Genomic DNA, 17042 nt, shown 5'->3' with positions numbered 1-17042 from the left:
TTAATTGTGCTTGTTTTTTATATCTGGAAGTATGGGCGTCTCTCAACTTAACCCGTTATATTTAAGGATTTGAGCATGGCTGCCCCCGACGACAAAATAATAAAATCTCCGGCGATTTATACCTTCTTTCTTATTCTGCTTTTGATTTCTGCAATTGCGCTGGGCTACTCCGTCATTAAACCTTTTATTAACACGATAGTCATATCGGTTGTTCTGAGCGGGATCTTTTATCCTTTGAGCAGAAAAATTTGCCTACGTGTTGGGGGGAGACCCGGAGTCGGGGCCTTCTTGACCGTACTCATTATTGTTTTTGCAATTATTATCCCGGCAGTGGTTTTCTTCTTCGGTTTGATCGGGCAGGGGGTGGATTCCGTCTCTGCCATCAACGAATGGTTGCGTACAACTGATTTTTCAAAGTTTTTCAATTCAGAACATTACAATACCTATCTGCACTGGATAGAACAGAAATTTCCTTTTTTAGAGATCAGTTCGAGCGATATTCAGGCCAGAATACTCGAAATTTCAAGAAGTTTCGGGCAGGCAATGCTGACTTCAGGCACTTGGCTGGCTGGGAACATGGCAAGTCTTGTTGCTCATTTTTTGATAATGATTTTTCTCGTTTTTTCCTTTCTTAAAGATGGTGACCGCTTTATTGACCGGCTCAGGTATCTTTCCCCATTACGTTTAGAGCAGGAAGATTTTATTATTGAAAGCTTGAGAAAAGTATCCAAGTCAGTTCTTTTCGGAAGTCTTTTTATTGCTGTATTGCAAGGTGTTGTCGGAGGGATTGGACTGGCTATTGCCGGTATCCCGGCTCTTTTCTGGGGTACAATGATGAGTTTCGCTTCTTTGATTCCGGTACTGGGAACCGGATTGATATGGATGCCGGCAACAATTTATCTGTTAATTATAGGAAAACTTAAGGTTGCGATATTTTTGTTGCTTTGGTGCGGGATACTCGTAACCGGAATAGACACTGTGCTGCGTCCGCTTATTGTCCGTGAAGCGTCGAGGGTCTCTACTATCTATGTCTTCCTTGCCATTCTTGGTGGAATCAATGCTTTCGGTCCATTGGGAATTCTTTACGGTCCGCTAATACTTTCGTTCCTGATGGTAATGCTCCATATTTACGGTGTGGAGTTTCAGGATGTACTTACTCATAAAAGTTAAAATTTTACCGTCTATGAAAGATTTGTCAGGCCGTTGATGCAGACGGGTAAATTTAATCTTTTTGATTATGTTGAGTTCCGTCCGGGCTGTATATAACCGGGCGGAATTCTGTTTTGAGCTTTTTCATTTTGAGCATCCCGGATTTTACAACATCAATAATTTTGACAAATGTTTCAACTTTTCCCGGAATTTTTTCAAGCATTATGTAGCCGTCGCCACCTCGGGCAAGGTATGAATTAGTAGCAATCGAATATTTGCGGTTCTCGTTTATCAATTTGTACTTCCCGGATGTGTCGAGAATTTTGATGTCAGATACTCGAGATCCCGGTGTCTTTATTTTTACGGGTTTGCCGCGTTCATCAAGTTCCAGTTCCTGTGGATTGCCCTTGAGGTCAAGAGTGAATTGCAGACCTGAAATTTGAAGGAATGCACCGGAAGGCGCGGGAAGACTGTGTACCGAGCGCTCAAGAATCTGTTTCAGGGTCTTTCCGGTGACCTTTATTATAGTCACTTTGTTCCCGAATGGAAACATGGTGCTGATATCCTTGTCTGTGATTGGTCCTGCGGGAATAATTTTATCCCCCCTGATTCCGCCTCCGTTCTGAAAGGCTATGTCTGTCTTGAATTTTTCAAGGAAGATGGAGCTGACAATGTTTCCGGCCAGAGTGTCCACAGTTCTGATTACTTTAGCACGGGTGTCAAGAGGAGTAGAGGTTACAGCCAGTGGAACCGGTTCGGTGTAGCTTTTTTCAGCATCTGCTGAAAGAAATGATTTGATGCGGCTATCTTCGATTGTGTTGTCGGTTACGGGGATGATGGTCCATTCGTGATTGCGGATGGATTTATCATCCATGCTTATTTTTAAAACTCCCACATAGCGTCCCTGACTTCCGCACTGGACCATTAATCCGGGGGTGAGAGCGTCTCGAGCTATTTTTTCCTGTCCGGGCAAAATATCCTTATAGCTTTGCCCTCCGCATATGACATCTATTTCCGGGACTTTCTGCAGCAGTGTTTTTTGCTCTTCAAGGGTCAGATGGCTTAAAAGAACGATAAGATCCGCTTTTTCTTTTAGTTTGCGGGCTGTCTGGCGGGCGGATTTGATTATGTCCGCCGGTACGGAAATCCCTGAGCCTGGATTTGAGATCAGTTTAAGTTCAGGCAGTATCATGCCCATAAATCCGACTTTAACGAAATTTTTTTCAATGATTTCAGTCTTTTTTATATATTTTCTGAGAGGGTTGCCCGCGGAGATTTTCAGGTTGCTGACTACGGTGGGAAATTTTTTGTTTTTCAGACAGTTGACCAGTAATTTTGATCCTCTGTTAAATTCGTGGTTGCCAAGGGTTGAGATATCGAATCCCATCATGTTCATGGCATTGAATACTGTTTTTCCTTTTGCATTTGTCAGTGCTTCACCCATAAGGTCGTCTCCGGTGGCCACTGTAATTGTAGAGCCGGGATATTTTCTTCTATATGATTCAAATATCGACTGAATTCTTGCAAATCCTCCGAAAGTACGTACCATGGCGTTAGCGTTTTGATCATTTTTTTCTTCTGCAGGGAGCAGTTGCCCGTTAAGCCCTGATGTAGTCAAAATAATCAGGTCCCAGCGGTTTGCTTGGGCGGGGGAAGTGAGAGTTGTGATGGCTAAAAAGACTGCTGCGATTGCAAGTAAACGCATAACTGATTCCATGGTCTTTGGGTGTAAGCTGTGAGTAGTAATGTGTATTTTGAATATACCCCTAACGTAGGCCAGTTTCTGTTATTAATCCAGTATTACCGTTTAATATTTCTTCAATAAGGCAGGGCCCGGTGCATTTATTCAGTTTTAGGAGATTATTTTTGTTGTTTCCGCTGGGAATGATATCTCTTTTTGTTTTTTGCGGCTGCTCTACCCGTAGTGTACCAACTGAAACAATCTCCAAAGGTTATTACAAGGTTGACAGTGTTCAAGTCTCAGGTCTCATAAACCGGTTGCAGAATCAAAGAGGTGAAGGATTTTCATGGTTTGATATGAAACCGGGTATTGAGCGTAATATCAATTATTTATCTCGTAGACCAAAAGACAAGGCGGCCGTAAAATATGGGCGTATGAAGGTTACGTGGGGCATGCTTAAGCGGACCAATGAGGAAATGCTGGAGCTCCTGCCCCGTCTTGAAAATGAACCGGAACTTTTGAATGAAAGATTCATCTGGTATTCCATGGTGCCGCGGACTTTGCTGACCGGATATTACGAACCGTATCTTGAAGCATCACTTACCCCGAATCCGGATTATCCATACCCGTTGTATAGCATACCCACCGACCTTAAAACTCTCGATCTGGGTAAATTTCATCACCGTTGGAAAGGACAGCATCTGATTTACCGTCAGGAAGCGGATGAGGTGGTTCCTTATTATGATCGCGAGGATATAGATTTTAAGGGAGCTTTGCAGGGCAAAAAGCTTGAAATTGCATGGGTGAAGGATCTGGTGGATGTTTTCATTTTACAGATTCAGGGCTCGGGACGTCTTGTCCTTCCTGATGGAAGCGTTAGGCATGTTCTTTACGCCGGTAAAAACGGACTGAAGTATGTTTCGCTTGGGAAAGTTCTTATTGAGCGTGGACTGTTGCCCAAAGAGGGGATGAGCATGCAGAAGATTAAAGCTTTTCTTGATGCCAACCCTGAGTTGGTGGAAGAATTGCTGACAACCAACCCGAGTTACGTTTTTTTCAGGCTTGATGATGAAGGTCCATTCGGTTCCATGGGTGCTCCGCTTATTCCCATGACCAGTGTTGCTGTGGATAGCAGAGTGCTTCCTCTCGGCTCCCTTGCCCTTTTGACAACCCGGCTTCCGCAGCAGGGGGAGAATGGTAAGACCCCTTTCACCCGAATTGTAATGGCTCAGGATCGTGGCGGCGCTATTAAGGGAACACGGGTTGATTTGTTTTGCGGTTCCGGTCCCGAGGCTGAATATCTTGCAGGACATCTGACTTCCTGGTCTCATGTGTATCTTCCTGTAAGCCGGGCTTTAGTTGAAGAGATGGAAGCCGTAAAATAGAATAAAGTATGCAGGTCCGTTTAATTCATATTTTCCATAATTGTTTTGTTCTTGAATCAGGAGACGTGAGTTTCGTTTTTGATATTCCGGCAGAAAGGTTCAGGAGCAGAAAAAGTTTTGAAGCTTTACAGGAGGTTTTATCCGGCCGTAAAGTTATAGCTTTCTTTTCTCATAGCCATCTGGATCATTTTGCACCTGATTACCGGGAAGTGTGTGCCGGGGCAAAATCATTGCAGGCTGTGCTTTCTGACGACATCGAAGAAATGTATCCTGATTTGGATTTTAGGGAATGCCTGATTGTTGAGCCGGATGAAACTTATGAATTTAGCGGTATTTCAATAGAGACTATGATGTCCAATGATCTGGGGGTGGCTTTTCTTTTCAGCACACCTGAAGGATTGAGGGTTTACAATGGCGGAGATCTGGCCTGCTGGGATTGGGAAACTGCTTCCCGGAATGAATTGGATTTTACCCGTTCTTTTTTTCAGGAGGCGGTGCAAAGGGTTAAGGCTTACGGTGTCCATGTTGCGTTTTCAAACGTTGACAGGCGACTTGAGAGTCTGGCCGGAGGTCCTCAACTGGTACGCGAGGTCAATCCGCAGGTCTTCGTCCCGACTCATGCCTTAGGACGTACCCAGTGGTTGGAAAGGGTTCACAAGATGCTGGTGATGGAGAATAGGGAGTGTTTTGCTTATCGCCGAACCGGTGATGCAAAAACCTATGAAATCAGAATGTAACAGCAGGTAAAAGAACCCCGGAAGATTGTCCGCCGGGGTTACGATTCCATTATTGCCGTCTTTTTAGCTACAGCCACTGCAGCCTTTGCAGGGTTCTTTGTATCCACCCATTCCTTTGGGGATGCCGTTGGGGCGGACATTGCCCATGGAGAGCATTTTTTCACATTCTTTTTGTCCGCATTCCGGGCAGTCTGCCTTGGCATCTTTACCGGGCATTACCAGTTCGTCAAATTCTTTACCGCATTTGGGACATTTGAATTCATAAATAGGCATCTTGCTGACTCCTTGTAATATCTAATGGGAGCATGGCTCCGTTAATTGCTTTAACTGAAGTCAGGGTTAAGAGAAAATTACGAGCTTTTCAAGTGAAATTTATATTGTAGTTGAGAGCAGTGTACCGCCACCCATCATGCCCAACTGCGAGAAAAAACCGTTCAACTGGCCGTGTACCTGTCCTGCCTGCTGATCCTGCTGTTCCTGGATGGAAGCTGCTTTATCCAGCAGGGTGTTGATATTTTTGGTTATCTTCGCAAGTTTATCCTGCTCAGCATCGGACAGAGACGACTCCTTGGCTTTTGCTTTCAGAGCCTCGGCCTGTTCATCCAGCTTGTAGTAGAGATTTTTTTCCGCTTTGCTGAGACCGTGGGTTACCAGACTGCCTGCGATTTGTTCCATTTCTGCAAGAATTTCTTCAGCGCGTTTTTTTTCCGTTTCGGTCAGTTCTTTTTTGGTTGTCCCTCTGATCTCGTCAATCTGTTTGTTGAGTTCATCCGCTTTTGCCTGCTCATCCTTATCAAGTATCTTTGGACCGTTTATGCCGAAGAGTGTTTTTAACTCTTTCTGTATGGATGCTTCTTTTTTCTTTTCTGCAGCAGTCAGGACTTTGCCTTCAGGGTAATACATTTTTTTCAGTTCCCACTTAAGGGTTTCAGCCCTTTGTCTGTCTGCACCCTGCGGGTCCTTGGTCGGTACTATTTCATAAAGGTTGTCCAGTTGCTCCTGGAGATCATCCACTTTTTTCTGCTCTTCGGAAGTGAGCTTTTTGGGTTCGGCGTCAAGTCCGTAAAGTCCGTCCAGTTCTTTTTTCAGTTCTTTGAATTTTTTTTCCTGTTCTTCCCGAATAGACGAATCGTTGACACCGTAAATATTATTAATCTGGGAGAAATATCCATTAACCTGCTGCTGTTCATCGGAAGAGAGTCCAAAACTCATGGTGGCGAACTGCATCTGCAGTTGCCTGCGGATTTGGTTCGGACTGAGGCTGCTGGAAATATTGGGTGTTCTGGCACTCTGGGTGTTGTTGGCAATATTGGAGAAGTAGCTTCCTGCAGTGCTTGATCCACTTAGAATTGAGCTGGTGAACATGGTAGTGCTCCTGAAGAAATAAATATTGTTAGGAAATCTTTTCCGAAAAATTTAGTTTTCTTTAAGAAAGCAAATTCCATGCCTATAGATGATTCGTGTGATCAAGGCAGTTTTTTGAATGTCTAAAGATAATTTATCATCAGGGCTAGTATCAAAGATCAGTCTTCTGATTCGGACAAGGTTGCACTGCCGGAATTTTTGTGAGAAGCACGGAGTGTTTGCAGGGAGGTTGGACCATGATTTTTAAAATTTTTAAAAAATGTTTAAATTCTTGATTTGAAACCTTCCTTGCAGTATAGTCCTTTTTCGTTATAAACACGATCATTTAGGAGGAAAAAAATGAGCGCAGCAACTGAAAAAGTGCATCAGATTGAAGATTACCAGCAGAATGACGAAGTGCTGGGTGCAGACATCGCAGCAGGTGTCGGTGAAACTGCTCAGAAGGACATGGGTAAGGTAGCAATTATCATTTCCTTTATGGCAGTAGTTCTTCTCGTAGTATTTTTCTACGGCCTGAATCAGAACCTGACCAGCTTGACCGCTGAAGTTAAAGATCTGCAGTCCGTACGCGGTGACGTGGAAGCCCTGAACACCCAGATGACCGTTGTAGACGGCAGACTGGTTGAACTTGAAAAGCTCCCCACTAAAACCAGACATATTATCATGGACGGCATTATTGAAGAAATGAACCAGAAAGCAGAATACGTTGGTGCCCAGCTCGGTGAAGAAGAGCAGGCAAAACTTGCCAAGGTTCAGGAGCTCCTCAAGGACGTACAGTCCGGCCTCCAGAAATAATAGCTTTGAGTTATCAAAGTTCGGGCGCATCGGGATTTCCCAATGCGCCTTTTTTGTGTCTTGTCTCTGCTGTAACTTAAGATATCAGGGCAAGTTTTTTAGAAAAACACTCGCATATGTGAGATTATTTTAGAAAGCCTGTGTTCATATGTATGTTCAGCACGGGCTCGTTTTAATCCGGCTGCAGCAATTCTTTTACGTTTCTGTGGATTACCTGCCCACTCAGTTAAATATTCTTTTATTTCGCTTATTCCACGGTAGCAGATGACTTCCTTTCCTGGTTCAAAGAGTTTTTCGAGTTCAGGAGAATATTCAGTCAGCAAAAATGCCCCGCAAGCAGGGACGTCAAAAATTCGCTGGTTCATGGCTGCTAGAGATTGCAGGCTGGTGACGTTGAAATTAATGGAGGACTGCTGATAGAAAATTGGTAATTCCTGTTCGTAATTAATACGGCTCCACCATGTGAATTCTTTTTTGAAGCCGGAAAGCGCTTTTTTCCAGTATGCATCCCCGACAATAACAGGATTAAAGTCCAAGAGTTCAGCAATCGACGCAACCCGTTGTTGTCTTGTCCCAGCAAGCTGGATAAGGCGTTGAAACATTTTTTGCTTGTGTGGGGGGATGTTTGAATAAACAGCCTGTGCGCCGGAAGGCATTTGCTGCAGGAGTGTCTGTATGCCTGTTTCCGGATTTTCAGCATACATTCGAGCAAGGTTACGGTATGTTCTGAGCAGGGGGGCCGGGAGTTTTGCTGCTTGGAGCAGTTCGGCAATTTTTGTGGTCCACGAGGATCCGACAAAGGAAACCTTATGCTTTACAGGCAATTCTGCCGGTGAAGGATGGAAAATTTCTGTGTCTGTACCAAGAGGAAGGTAATGAGCTTCCTGAACATTTTTTGCCTTGAAAAAAGGGATTGATTGCGGGTCCCAGCAAAATACTGACAAAAGCGAATCTGAAGCGACATCACTTTGCATGAACATTTCAGGACGGTCCACAAACCAACTGGCAAACGGAATTCCACATTGTTTCAACAACGCCAGTACCTGTCCATCTCCATCCAGCCCTGCGTGGTTGATGCTTAGTATGAAATGAGGGGAGAATGCGGCTATTTTTTTGAACAATTTTTGCAGGAATTGTGCATTCTGTTCAAAATTTACTGTACAGAAATCGACATTGCTTTTTTTCAATGCCCGTAGCAGTTCAGGTATTATGAAGTAGTTCTGAGTGATCAGCAGGATGCGCGGAGTGCGTCCCTTGATGGATGGTATTTTCAGCATGTATTTAAATTACCGGAAGTTTGCCAATGCTGTCTGATGCGATTTCATAGAGGAAAAGAATTATTGTGTTGGTTTTATTGAACCTGATATTTCCCCAGAAAATCGTAGACATACTTTGCCAATACAGTCCTTCCTTCAAGGGAAGGGTGCCCGTCCACATTAAGCGGATTGTAAATAGGCAAATGCATAGTATTAATTAGATAACTTAAGGGATCAAGTATGTGCATACCCTCTTTATCGCAATGTTTTTTCAGTGATGTAATCACTTCGGATTCGTTTTCATACAGGATGGACATTTCCCTATCAGATGAAAATTTAACATCTCCATAAGATAATAGTCTGTTATATAACACAAATTCTTTGGTAGGCATAATCATTAAAAACAGACCGTATTTTGTATGTTTATCGGCTATTTTTTTGATTTTTAAAAGAGCTTCTTTGGCGAGGTTAAAACCTACTTCTACATATGGATCTTTTAAGTTTTGAGAATTGGATCTTATGGCAGGTACTGAAAAATGTATTAATTTATCAATTGTAGCAGTTACATAGTGTTCTTTTTCATACTTGGCCAGTTTCATGAATTCCATGATCTTATCTTTGGGAGAGACGGAGGCGAAAGGGTCAACGTCCGGGTTTTGGAAGGACATGGAAACAGTATCATCATAAGAATTAAACATTTTTTTTAAAGCAGACGTTGATTTGCGAAGAGTCGGTAACGAATTGATAACATTGTTGGAAGTGTAGAAAACACAAATCATTAAATCCGGCTTAAGGGAAGCCAGCTCTCTTGCTGATAAAAAATTCTGTACTATACTGAAGCTGCCCATAGCTGCATTATATGTCCCGATCCCAGATGAATTTTGCAACAGGCCTGGCCATGTTTGATTTGGCGGACAGGAGAGTGAATGTACCTGGGAATTTCCCAGAACTATTATCTGAGGCCTTTGTTTAAGAGCATCGTTTTTGTATCCTAAGGGATCATGGAATATGTAACGGGGATCACCTCGAAATACGAAAAGAGGATCGTTTATCAAGTAAGGCACGTGAGGTTTAAATCTGACAAGAGGTGCACCAAGCCTTTGCATGGTCTGCCTGACTATGAAATCATAGCAAGTAGGATCATATTTGTTTTTGGACTTGTCATTGCGAAGACGTTCAATAAGAGAAGTTTTTTCATTACTCATTTTATGTGCCGTACCGGAAAATTATAACCTTGAGTTGTTCAACATCCGCAAAATACAATTACAATGTTCTTTAAAGCATATTGTTCATGATTAGTATGCAAATACCCAAAGGTTGTAAAGGTCTGGCAATACCAAGAAAATTGTGATTTTCGGACTGTACTGGAATTTATTATTCAACCTTTTCTCCGACCCGTGAGGTGAACACCTTATCCAGTTGAATGTCTCGGTCGTAGCAGGTAAGTCCGCACCGCAGGCAACGTGATGTTTCGTAGCGAAGTTCTTCTTCACAAAGGCATCCTTCAACTTCTTTGAAGGTACTGGTTCGGTCTTTTTCGGAACACAGGAGGGGCATTTTTGAGCGTTCCTTGTTCTTGCATCCGTCCACATCTTTGAACAAGGTATATGGAATAGGTTCGCGCAGCAGGTTGTCCGAAAGCGGAATTTCACCTGTTGTAAGCAGATAGTGGATTGACCGAGCTGCAATTCGCCCGGCGCCCACAGCAGAAATAACAAGGTCCGGTCCCGATACGGCATCCCCTCCGGCAAAGACATTGGGAATGGAGGTCTGCAGTGTTTTCGGCTGGGCGTCAATTGTCCTCCAGCGCGTAAAATCAAGATTGCATTGTTCTTCGCCGTCGGTATAGAAGCAGGAAAGCTGTGGTTTCTGTCCGATGGCTGAAATAACCGTATCTACAGGATAGCGGGTTTCGGAGCCTTCCACGGGAACAGGGCGGCGGCGTCCTGAGTCGTCTGCTTCGCCGAGCTCCATTTTTATGCATTCCAGATGAGTAGCCTTTCCCTGATCGTCAATAATGACCTTGGTAGGGGCTGCCAGAAAAACGAATTTTACACCTTCATCCTCAGCAGCTTCAATTTCTTCGCTGTTGGCAGGCATTTCATTACGTGTGCGTCTATAGAGCATGGTTACATCGCAGCCCAGACGGACGCAGGTCCGGGACGCATCAATGGCAGTGTTTCCACCGCCGACAACAATCACTTTCGGACCTACTGCCGGAGTCTGTCCTAGTCCTACGGCGGTAAGGAATTCCGTACCGGAAAGGACTTCCTGTGCATCTTCTCCGTCAATACGTAACGTTCCGCTGGCCCATGCTCCAATACCCATAAAAAACGCTTCGAAACCTTCTTCTTCAAGGTCGTTTACGGTGAGGTTCGCACCCATCTTCTGCCCAGTGCGTACTTCCACACCGAGATTGAGAATCCCTTGAATTTCCCATGCGAGGTCTTTTTTAGGCAGCCTGTATTCAGGAATTCCGTAGTGAAGCTGGCCGCCAAGTTCCGGCATGGCTTCGATAATTGTCGGGCTGTGCCCGAGACGGCGCAGGTAGTAGGCACAGGAAAGGCCCGATGGTCCGCCGCCGATAATTGCAACTCTGTGTCCTGTGTCTTTGGCACAGGGGATAGGGAGGCGCTGGTTGTTTTTCATTTCCCAGTCAGCCACAAAGCGTTTTATCATGTTGATACCTACCGCTTCGTCCACATGGGTGCGGCGGCAGACGGTCTCGCAGGGACGGGGACAGACCCTGCCGCAGACCAGCAGTAAGGGATTTCGTTCACGTATAATATTGACTGCAGAAGCGTAATCACCCTTGTTGGCGGCTTCAATGTAGCGGGGAATATTGATGTTTGCCGGGCATTTTTGCTGGCAAGGTGCGAGGCAGTCGCTGGTTTCTTCCAGATGGAGCAGCTTAGCGCCCATGGATACAATGGAAAGTACACCGCGTGGGCAGGCTTCAACACATTTGCGGCAGGCCCGGCAGGCCAGCGGGTCCACGACGGGCAAATCTTCCGGTCCCATATGGATGGCATCAAAGGGGCAGACGGCAACACAGGTTCCGAGGCCGAGGCAGCCTTCAGGGCAGGTCTTTGCTCCATCGTAGAGCAGGGCCTGTGCCCGGCAGTTGTTCGCACCTTCATAATTGAAAAGTTCTTCAGCCCGTTCTCCTCCGGTGCAATCCCGGAAGGCCAGTTCCGTCTCCATGTCCAGCACTTCAAGCCCCATTACTGCTCCAACCGCCTTAGCAGTACCTATGCCTCCAATAACACAGACATTTGCCCCGGATTTACCATCCACAACTGCATTTGCAGCGCCGTTGCAACCTGCATATCCGCAACCTCCGCAGTTCACTCCGGGCAAAACCTCCTCGACCTGTGCGATTCTCGGGTCTTCTTTGACGTGCAGGATTCTTGAAGCCACTGCGAGAATTGTGGCGGCGGTAAAACCCAAACCCATGAGTACGAGAAGTGAATTAATAATCATATGATCTGCCTGTTAAATGTTTACAAGTTGAAACAATTAAAAGGTTTTGGGATTCTTAAACCCTTTTGTAAAAGAGGTTAAGCCGCCGGGGGCGATAGCTTTTAATCAAAAAGCGCAAAGCACATCATATCATGCCCTTAAATGCAAAAAATGCCAGTGACATCAAACCCGCCATGACCAGAGCAATGGGCGTACCTTTCATTGACTTCGGTGTCCGTGAAACTTCAATCCGTTCGCGGATGGCTGAGAGCACAACCAGCGCAAGCATGAAGCCCAGACCGGAGGCAAAAGAAAATGCTACGGTCTTGATGAAAGTGAATTCTTCCCGCTGGCAGATAATGGCGATACCCATGACTGCACAGTTGGTGGTAATCAGCGGCAGAAATATGCCCAGCGATTTGTAAAGAGGAGGGACTACCTTTTTAAGGAACATTTCCACAAACTGAACCAGCGAGGCGATGACGAGGATAAAGGTCAGGGTCTGTAAATATTGTAAGTCCAGAGGATCAAGCAGATATTCCTGTACAGTCCATGTAATGGAAGCGGCCATGGTTGCGACAAATACCACCGCACTGCCCATACCTATAGCCACGGATGTTTTTTTGGAAGTGCCGATGAACGGACAGTTGCCCAGATACTGGGCCAGCACGATGTTGTTGACGAATATGGCAGAGATGAAGAGCAGAAAATATTCTTTCATGGCTTATTCCGGTTAGCGGCTGCAAATGCCGCAGGTCCTGCATTCGTGAGCGGGGTTGTCAAGCACGGCCTGTCCTTTGCGTCTGGCATGCCAACTGGTGAAGATATTCATTGCCGAGAGCAGCAGGCCAAGGCAGACAAACGCTCCCGGAGCTTCAACCATGAAGGCGAACGGCTTGTAACTTGCGGCCATGACCTGACTGCCGAAAAGAGTCCCATAGCCTAGAATTTCTCTCAGTCCGCCGAGCAAAGTCAGGGACATCGTGAATCCCATACCCATGCCCAGTCCGTCTGCCGCTGCAAGCAGAATAGGGTTTTTGGATGCGAAAGCCTCTGCTCTGCCGAGGATTATGCAGTTAACCACAATGAGCGGAACAAAGATGCCTAACTGCTGGTAGAGGGGGTATGCAAAAGCCTGCATGAGCAATTCTACCGCTACGACCAGTGAAGCAGCAATGACGATGAAACAGGCAATCCTGACTTTGGACGGAATAATCTTACGGAAAATGGAAACAAGAATGTTGGACATGGTCAGCACAAAGATAACCGCCATGCCCATTCCTAATCCGTTATCAGCTGTCTTGGTAACAGCCAGCACCGGGCAGAGTCCGAGCACAACCTTGAAAGGGGGCAGGTCTTTCCATAGTCCTTTCGAAAATTCTTTCCATAGTCTATTCATGTGATGCCCCCTGTTATGAACCGTTGCTCCATGCCTGTGCAATCTGCGGCCTTAGTTTTTTATAGATGGCAATAGCCTGCTTCACTGCTTCAACCGAGGCTGTGGAGGAAATTGTGGCTCCGGCAACCCCATCGATATCACCACCCTTGGAATTTAATTCCACAGAGGCCGGATGCCCTTTGAATTGGGTGGTAAAACCGTGCCCGGCAACTTTCGAGCCGACACCGGGAGTTTCTTTCATGGTGGTTATGCCGATGCCGGACAGCTTATCTCCGTCCATATCAAAGCCTACCATAACACCTACATCTCCGCCGTAACCTTTAGCAAAAGTTTCAAGGGCTACACCAAATATCTTACCGTTTTTCATTGCAGGGAAAATTATAACCTGTTTTTCCGTGCCGTGAAGGGTAAATTTCTTACGGTCTTTTACCGGAGAATTGTCATAACCGCTGAGGACGTGTTCAATTGCCGGTCCCTGCACATAGGTCAGCACCTGTTCTTCAATGCGGGCTTCCGTAGCCTGTCTCAGGCTGGCAAGGGTTACGCTGAACATGCCGCATATCAGGGTCAGTACGGCGATCATTTTCACTCCTTCTTTCATGACCGCCTCCGCAAATGGATGTTGGTTATGCCGCCGAATGGTGCGGGGCGTATTTTGTCGATGAGCGGAGTCATAAGGTTGGCAAGGAGAATGGCAAATGGCACACCGTCCGGATACATTCCGTAGACCCGGATTATGACGACCAGTACCCCTGTGATGAATCCGTATATGAGCATAGGAATATGACCGGCCGGTGAAGAAGGCCCGTCTGTAGCCAGAAAAAAAGCTCCGAATAATGTTGAACCGCAGAGCAGGTGGTATTCCGGGGAAGCATATTCCAACGGATCAATGAAAAAGAAGATTGCGGCAGTCACAGCCACTCCGCCGATAAAGGCCAGTGGAATGTCGGGCCTTACGATTCTGCGGGCCAGAATGTAGATTCCGCCCAGCAGGACAGCTCCGGTCTGTGCCGCTCCGGTTCCACCGAGCTGGAAGCCGAGCAGCAATGATCTTATGGTGTGCTCGTCAAGCATCTCCGGACCGAAACCCTTCAGCTGACTTAAGGGGTATGTCAGTTCTGAAGCAAGCATGATTATGTCAAAATTCATCAGGTCAGGCCACGATACGGTTAGTATGGCCCAACCTACAAGCGGAACACAGAGCGGGTTTGCACCCAATCCTCCGAAAATCATACGGCCCAGGAAAATTGAAATAAAGCTGCCTGTTGCAACCATCCACCACGGTGCCGCCGGAGGCAGAAGCAGGCCGAGTAGCAATCCGTAAAGCAGCGCAGTGTAGTTGTCAGCCTCAATTTCCCTTTTCATTAAATACAGGCATACGGTTTCAGTGATGACTGCTGTGAAGGATGATAGCGCCAGCACCCGCACTGCCAGCATATGATAATGATACACTGCAAAAGCCGCAGCCGGAAGCAGGGCTAAAATTGTTTCCTGCGCGTCATGTTTGAAAGTTCGTCCGCAATTGGCGTGGGGAGAAAAGGATACGGTCAGCACGGGTGACCCGGACAGTGGTTTCATTGCTGCTCCCTTAGATCTTTAATTATCGGCTTGGCGGCCAGTTCCGTTTTTGCAAGGCGGATATACTGCAGAATGGGACGCTGGGCTTTACACCAGTACCCGCACAGTCCGCATTCGAAGCATGATGCAATGTTGTAGGTTTGAGTGTTTTCATAAAGACCGAATTCTGCATGCCGGGAGATCATGTTCGGCATCAGCCTTGCCGGACAGTGTATCACACACTCACCGCATCCCACGCAGGGGTTGTCTTTGACTGTTGGTTCGTTTTTTGCCCTGAGAATTGTTATGGCTTGTGTCTTCGGAGATATTCCGTGTTTAAGGCTGTAGACGGCTTTTCCGGTCAGCGGTCCACCCAGAATTATCCGGTCATGTTCAGCAGGACGGAACCCGGCCAATTTCAAAAGAGTTCCCACCTGAATCCCTACCGGAGTGAGAAAAAGTGTGCTGCCTATTTTAACTATTGCCAGAGTTACCGGCTGGCATCCATGTACGGTGCGTCCGATGCGATACAGGGTTGTGGCGTCAATTACGCAGACTTCCGGAGGTATTTCCTGTCCGGTTACCGCTTTGGTTATCAGTTCGGGGAGACTGTTCGGGTATACGGGAATGATTTCATGTACGGTACAGCCGGGAATGCTCCAATTCATCCCTTCAGGAACTGCCAGAGCACAGGCTTTGGGTGAAAGGGCTTTTTTCAGGTAGTTAAGTCCCGTAACCATAATTTCGGGAAATTCTTCAATCAGGAAGCGGTGTCCGTCCATGCCTTTTTCATGGGGAACGGCATTTATTATCAGGGTAAAACCATGTTTGAATCCTCTGATGTCTATGCCGTTTCGGCGGAGTGATTCCAGCATGGAAGCAGGATCGGTTGCGGAAAAATCTGCAGGAGGGGCTACTCTGGTCCCTTCTTCTCTGATGGTAATGAAATCCTTTTTTACATCAATCACTGTCCCGGATACCGAACTGTGCTTATCCGGTTTTATGCCTGCCGGATCAGAGGCTACGGGCTGGGCTTTGGAGATTTGGTCGTTAATCTGAACAAGCGGGGCAAGGCCGCTGATTTCAAGGCATACTTCCAGCGGGGTGCCTAGTTTTTGTTCCCATGTGTTTATTATGGGGCCGCGTTCGGAAGGAGTTAGTGAAAAAAGAGAATTCATATTCGGGCTTCCCATTTTATTTTAAGTGGCATCTGCTGCATTCATTGTCTTTGTAGGGGCCGCGTTTCATTTCCTTGTGGCAGTCCATGCATTGATCATGGAAGGCGCTGGCCCGGTTCAGTACCAGGTCTTTATCGTTTTCCTGATGGCATTGACCGCAGGCCGTGTAATCGCCGGAATAATTCTTCATGTTCTGCATTTTGTGACATGGAGTACATCCTTTGAGCCCTTCATCGAACATTTCATCGTGACAGTTAATGCAGCGGTCATGGGCTGCATTCCGAACACTGGGAATTTTTGAGGTTCCTGCATTGGTGTGACAGTTGCCGCACTTTTGAGGTTTGTCCTCAATATTAGTGTCATGGTGACAGGTCTGACAATCTTCATCCGCATATTCTTCGTGGGCTTTGTGATCGAAATTGAGCTTGCCCAATTCTGCATGGTGGCATTTATTACAATAACTTGTGTCCGGGAACGAGCGGATATGTTCGCGTACATAGTCTTTGTTAAAGGATTCAGGGTGGCAGGAACTGCAGGGCAACGGATCCTGATCGCTGGTTTCACGTTCGTGGTGGCACCTGTCACAGGGTATTTCATAATCCCGGTGGTGACGTATGTGGGTGAAAATTACTTTGCCGCCGCTGTTTTTAAATAAAATTCTGACCGGTATTTTTTCTTTTTTCTCCGGTGATATATATCCGGCAACAGACAGCCCGAAAAGAATGGCAAGTATTAAAGTAATGGGGAAAAAATTTTTACGCACCGGATGAGTCCTTGTTTTATTAAACAATATTAACTGTCTATTGTATACCCAAGCCGGAGGTATTTGTCCAGCTTTAAAGTATGCGTGTCTAAAGTGGTTATGTTGTATTTCGTTAATATGATAGCAGATGTATCAACGAAAAATAAGTTTTTAATGAATTAGTGAAGCTTGAAAATAATTTAAAATTAATATTTCACTGAAATTTTCCCAGTGGTTGGGTTTTCATAAATTTCTTCCTTTTGTGACATGGTAGACACATTGCCCTGATAATAATCCCATCTGAAATGGGAACGTTATTCCCGTTTTGTAAATAAA

At 45.9% G+C, this 17042-nt stretch carries 16 protein-coding genes; 4 read left to right on the top strand and 12 right to left on the bottom strand.

Going from position 1 to position 17042, the window contains the following annotated elements; translation table 11 throughout:
* Window positions 1-75 precede the first annotated feature (75 nt).
* Window positions 76-1170 carry an AI-2E family transporter gene (locus ACKU41_RS03350; RefSeq protein ID WP_321404136.1) on the top strand — a complete coding sequence of 365 codons (1095 nt, stop codon included), beginning with the start codon at window positions 76-78 and terminating at the stop codon, window positions 1168-1170.
* Window positions 1171-1222: 52 nt separating this feature from the next.
* On the opposite strand, the gene ACKU41_RS03345 is transcribed toward ACKU41_RS03350, so the two are convergent.
* Entirely contained in the window at window positions 1223-2854 is a 1632-nt protein-coding gene (locus tag ACKU41_RS03345; protein ID WP_321404134.1) for a bifunctional UDP-sugar hydrolase/5'-nucleotidase, read from the bottom strand.
* Window positions 2855-3186: 332 nt separating this feature from the next.
* Between ACKU41_RS03345 and ACKU41_RS03340 the strand changes: the two genes are divergently transcribed.
* Window positions 3187-4215 carry an MltA domain-containing protein gene (locus ACKU41_RS03340; protein WP_321404132.1) on the top strand — a complete coding sequence of 343 codons (1029 nt, stop codon included), beginning with the start codon at window positions 3187-3189 and terminating at the stop codon, window positions 4213-4215.
* Between the two features lie 65 nt (window positions 4216-4280).
* Window positions 4281-4952, top strand: a complete 672-nt coding sequence (locus ACKU41_RS03335) for a hypothetical protein (RefSeq protein ID WP_321404130.1) — start codon at window positions 4281-4283, stop codon at window positions 4950-4952.
* Between the two features lie 63 nt (window positions 4953-5015).
* On the opposite strand, the gene ACKU41_RS03330 is transcribed toward ACKU41_RS03335, so the two are convergent.
* Complete coding sequence (locus ACKU41_RS03330; protein ID WP_319779756.1) at window positions 5016-5225, bottom strand: zinc ribbon domain-containing protein; 210 nt, start codon at window positions 5223-5225, stop codon at window positions 5016-5018.
* Window positions 5226-5324: 99 nt separating this feature from the next.
* The gene (locus tag ACKU41_RS03325) at window positions 5325-6317 is read right to left on the bottom strand and encodes a hypothetical protein (protein ID WP_319779755.1); all 993 of its coding nucleotides are present in this window, start codon (window positions 6315-6317) and stop codon (window positions 5325-5327) included.
* Window positions 6318-6656: 339 nt separating this feature from the next.
* Here ACKU41_RS03325 and ACKU41_RS03320 point away from each other — a divergent pair, with 339 nt between their 5' ends.
* On the top strand, window positions 6657-7112 hold the full coding sequence (locus tag ACKU41_RS03320) for a hypothetical protein (protein ID WP_321404128.1): 456 nt from the start codon (window positions 6657-6659) through the stop codon (window positions 7110-7112).
* Window positions 7113-7210: 98 nt separating this feature from the next.
* On the opposite strand, the gene ACKU41_RS03315 is transcribed toward ACKU41_RS03320, so the two are convergent.
* The 9 genes from ACKU41_RS03315 to ACKU41_RS03275 all read right to left on the bottom strand — a co-directional run bounded on the left by ACKU41_RS03315 (window position 7211) and on the right by ACKU41_RS03275 (window position 16727).
* Window positions 7211-8389: a glycosyltransferase gene (locus ACKU41_RS03315; protein ID WP_321404127.1), complete on the bottom strand. Its 1179-nt coding sequence runs from the start codon at window positions 8387-8389 to the stop codon at window positions 7211-7213.
* A 74-nt stretch (window positions 8390-8463) separates the two neighbouring features.
* The gene (locus ACKU41_RS03310) at window positions 8464-9573 is read right to left on the bottom strand and encodes a hypothetical protein (RefSeq protein ID WP_319779752.1); all 1110 of its coding nucleotides are present in this window, start codon (window positions 9571-9573) and stop codon (window positions 8464-8466) included.
* Between the two features lie 169 nt (window positions 9574-9742).
* Window positions 9743-11851 carry an FAD-dependent oxidoreductase gene (locus ACKU41_RS03305; protein ID WP_321404125.1) on the bottom strand — a complete coding sequence of 703 codons (2109 nt, stop codon included), beginning with the start codon at window positions 11849-11851 and terminating at the stop codon, window positions 9743-9745.
* A gap of 124 nt (window positions 11852-11975) precedes the next feature.
* On the bottom strand, window positions 11976-12551 hold the full coding sequence (locus ACKU41_RS03300) for an electron transport complex protein RnfA (protein ID WP_321404123.1): 576 nt from the start codon (window positions 12549-12551) through the stop codon (window positions 11976-11978).
* 12 nt (window positions 12552-12563) lie between these two features.
* Window positions 12564-13229: an electron transport complex subunit E gene (locus ACKU41_RS03295; RefSeq protein ID WP_321404122.1), complete on the bottom strand. Its 666-nt coding sequence runs from the start codon at window positions 13227-13229 to the stop codon at window positions 12564-12566.
* A 13-nt stretch (window positions 13230-13242) separates the two neighbouring features.
* Entirely contained in the window at window positions 13243-13830 is a 588-nt protein-coding gene (gene rnfG / locus ACKU41_RS03290) for an RnfABCDGE type electron transport complex subunit G (RefSeq protein ID WP_321404120.1), read from the bottom strand.
* Window positions 13827-14807, bottom strand: coding sequence for an RnfABCDGE type electron transport complex subunit D (locus tag ACKU41_RS03285; RefSeq protein ID WP_321404118.1), 981 nt, complete (start codon window positions 14805-14807; stop codon window positions 13827-13829). The genes rnfG and ACKU41_RS03285 overlap by 4 nt, the downstream gene beginning before the upstream one ends.
* On the bottom strand, window positions 14804-15964 hold the full coding sequence (locus ACKU41_RS03280; RefSeq protein WP_321404116.1) for a 4Fe-4S dicluster domain-containing protein: 1161 nt from the start codon (window positions 15962-15964) through the stop codon (window positions 14804-14806). Before ACKU41_RS03280 ends, ACKU41_RS03285 begins: the two co-directional genes overlap by 4 nt.
* Before the next feature lie 16 nt (window positions 15965-15980).
* Window positions 15981-16727, bottom strand: a complete 747-nt coding sequence (locus ACKU41_RS03275) for a cytochrome c3 family protein (protein WP_321404114.1) — start codon at window positions 16725-16727, stop codon at window positions 15981-15983.
* Between the last annotated feature and the right edge of the window lie 315 nt (window positions 16728-17042).

The sequence above is a fragment of the Maridesulfovibrio sp. genome, assembly GCF_963678865.1.
In the GTDB taxonomy this organism is placed as follows: Bacteria; Desulfobacterota; Desulfovibrionia; order Desulfovibrionales; family Desulfovibrionaceae; genus Maridesulfovibrio.
The sequence above is the reverse complement of the archived record's forward strand: the minus strand, read 5'-3'. Positions and strand labels throughout refer to the sequence as shown.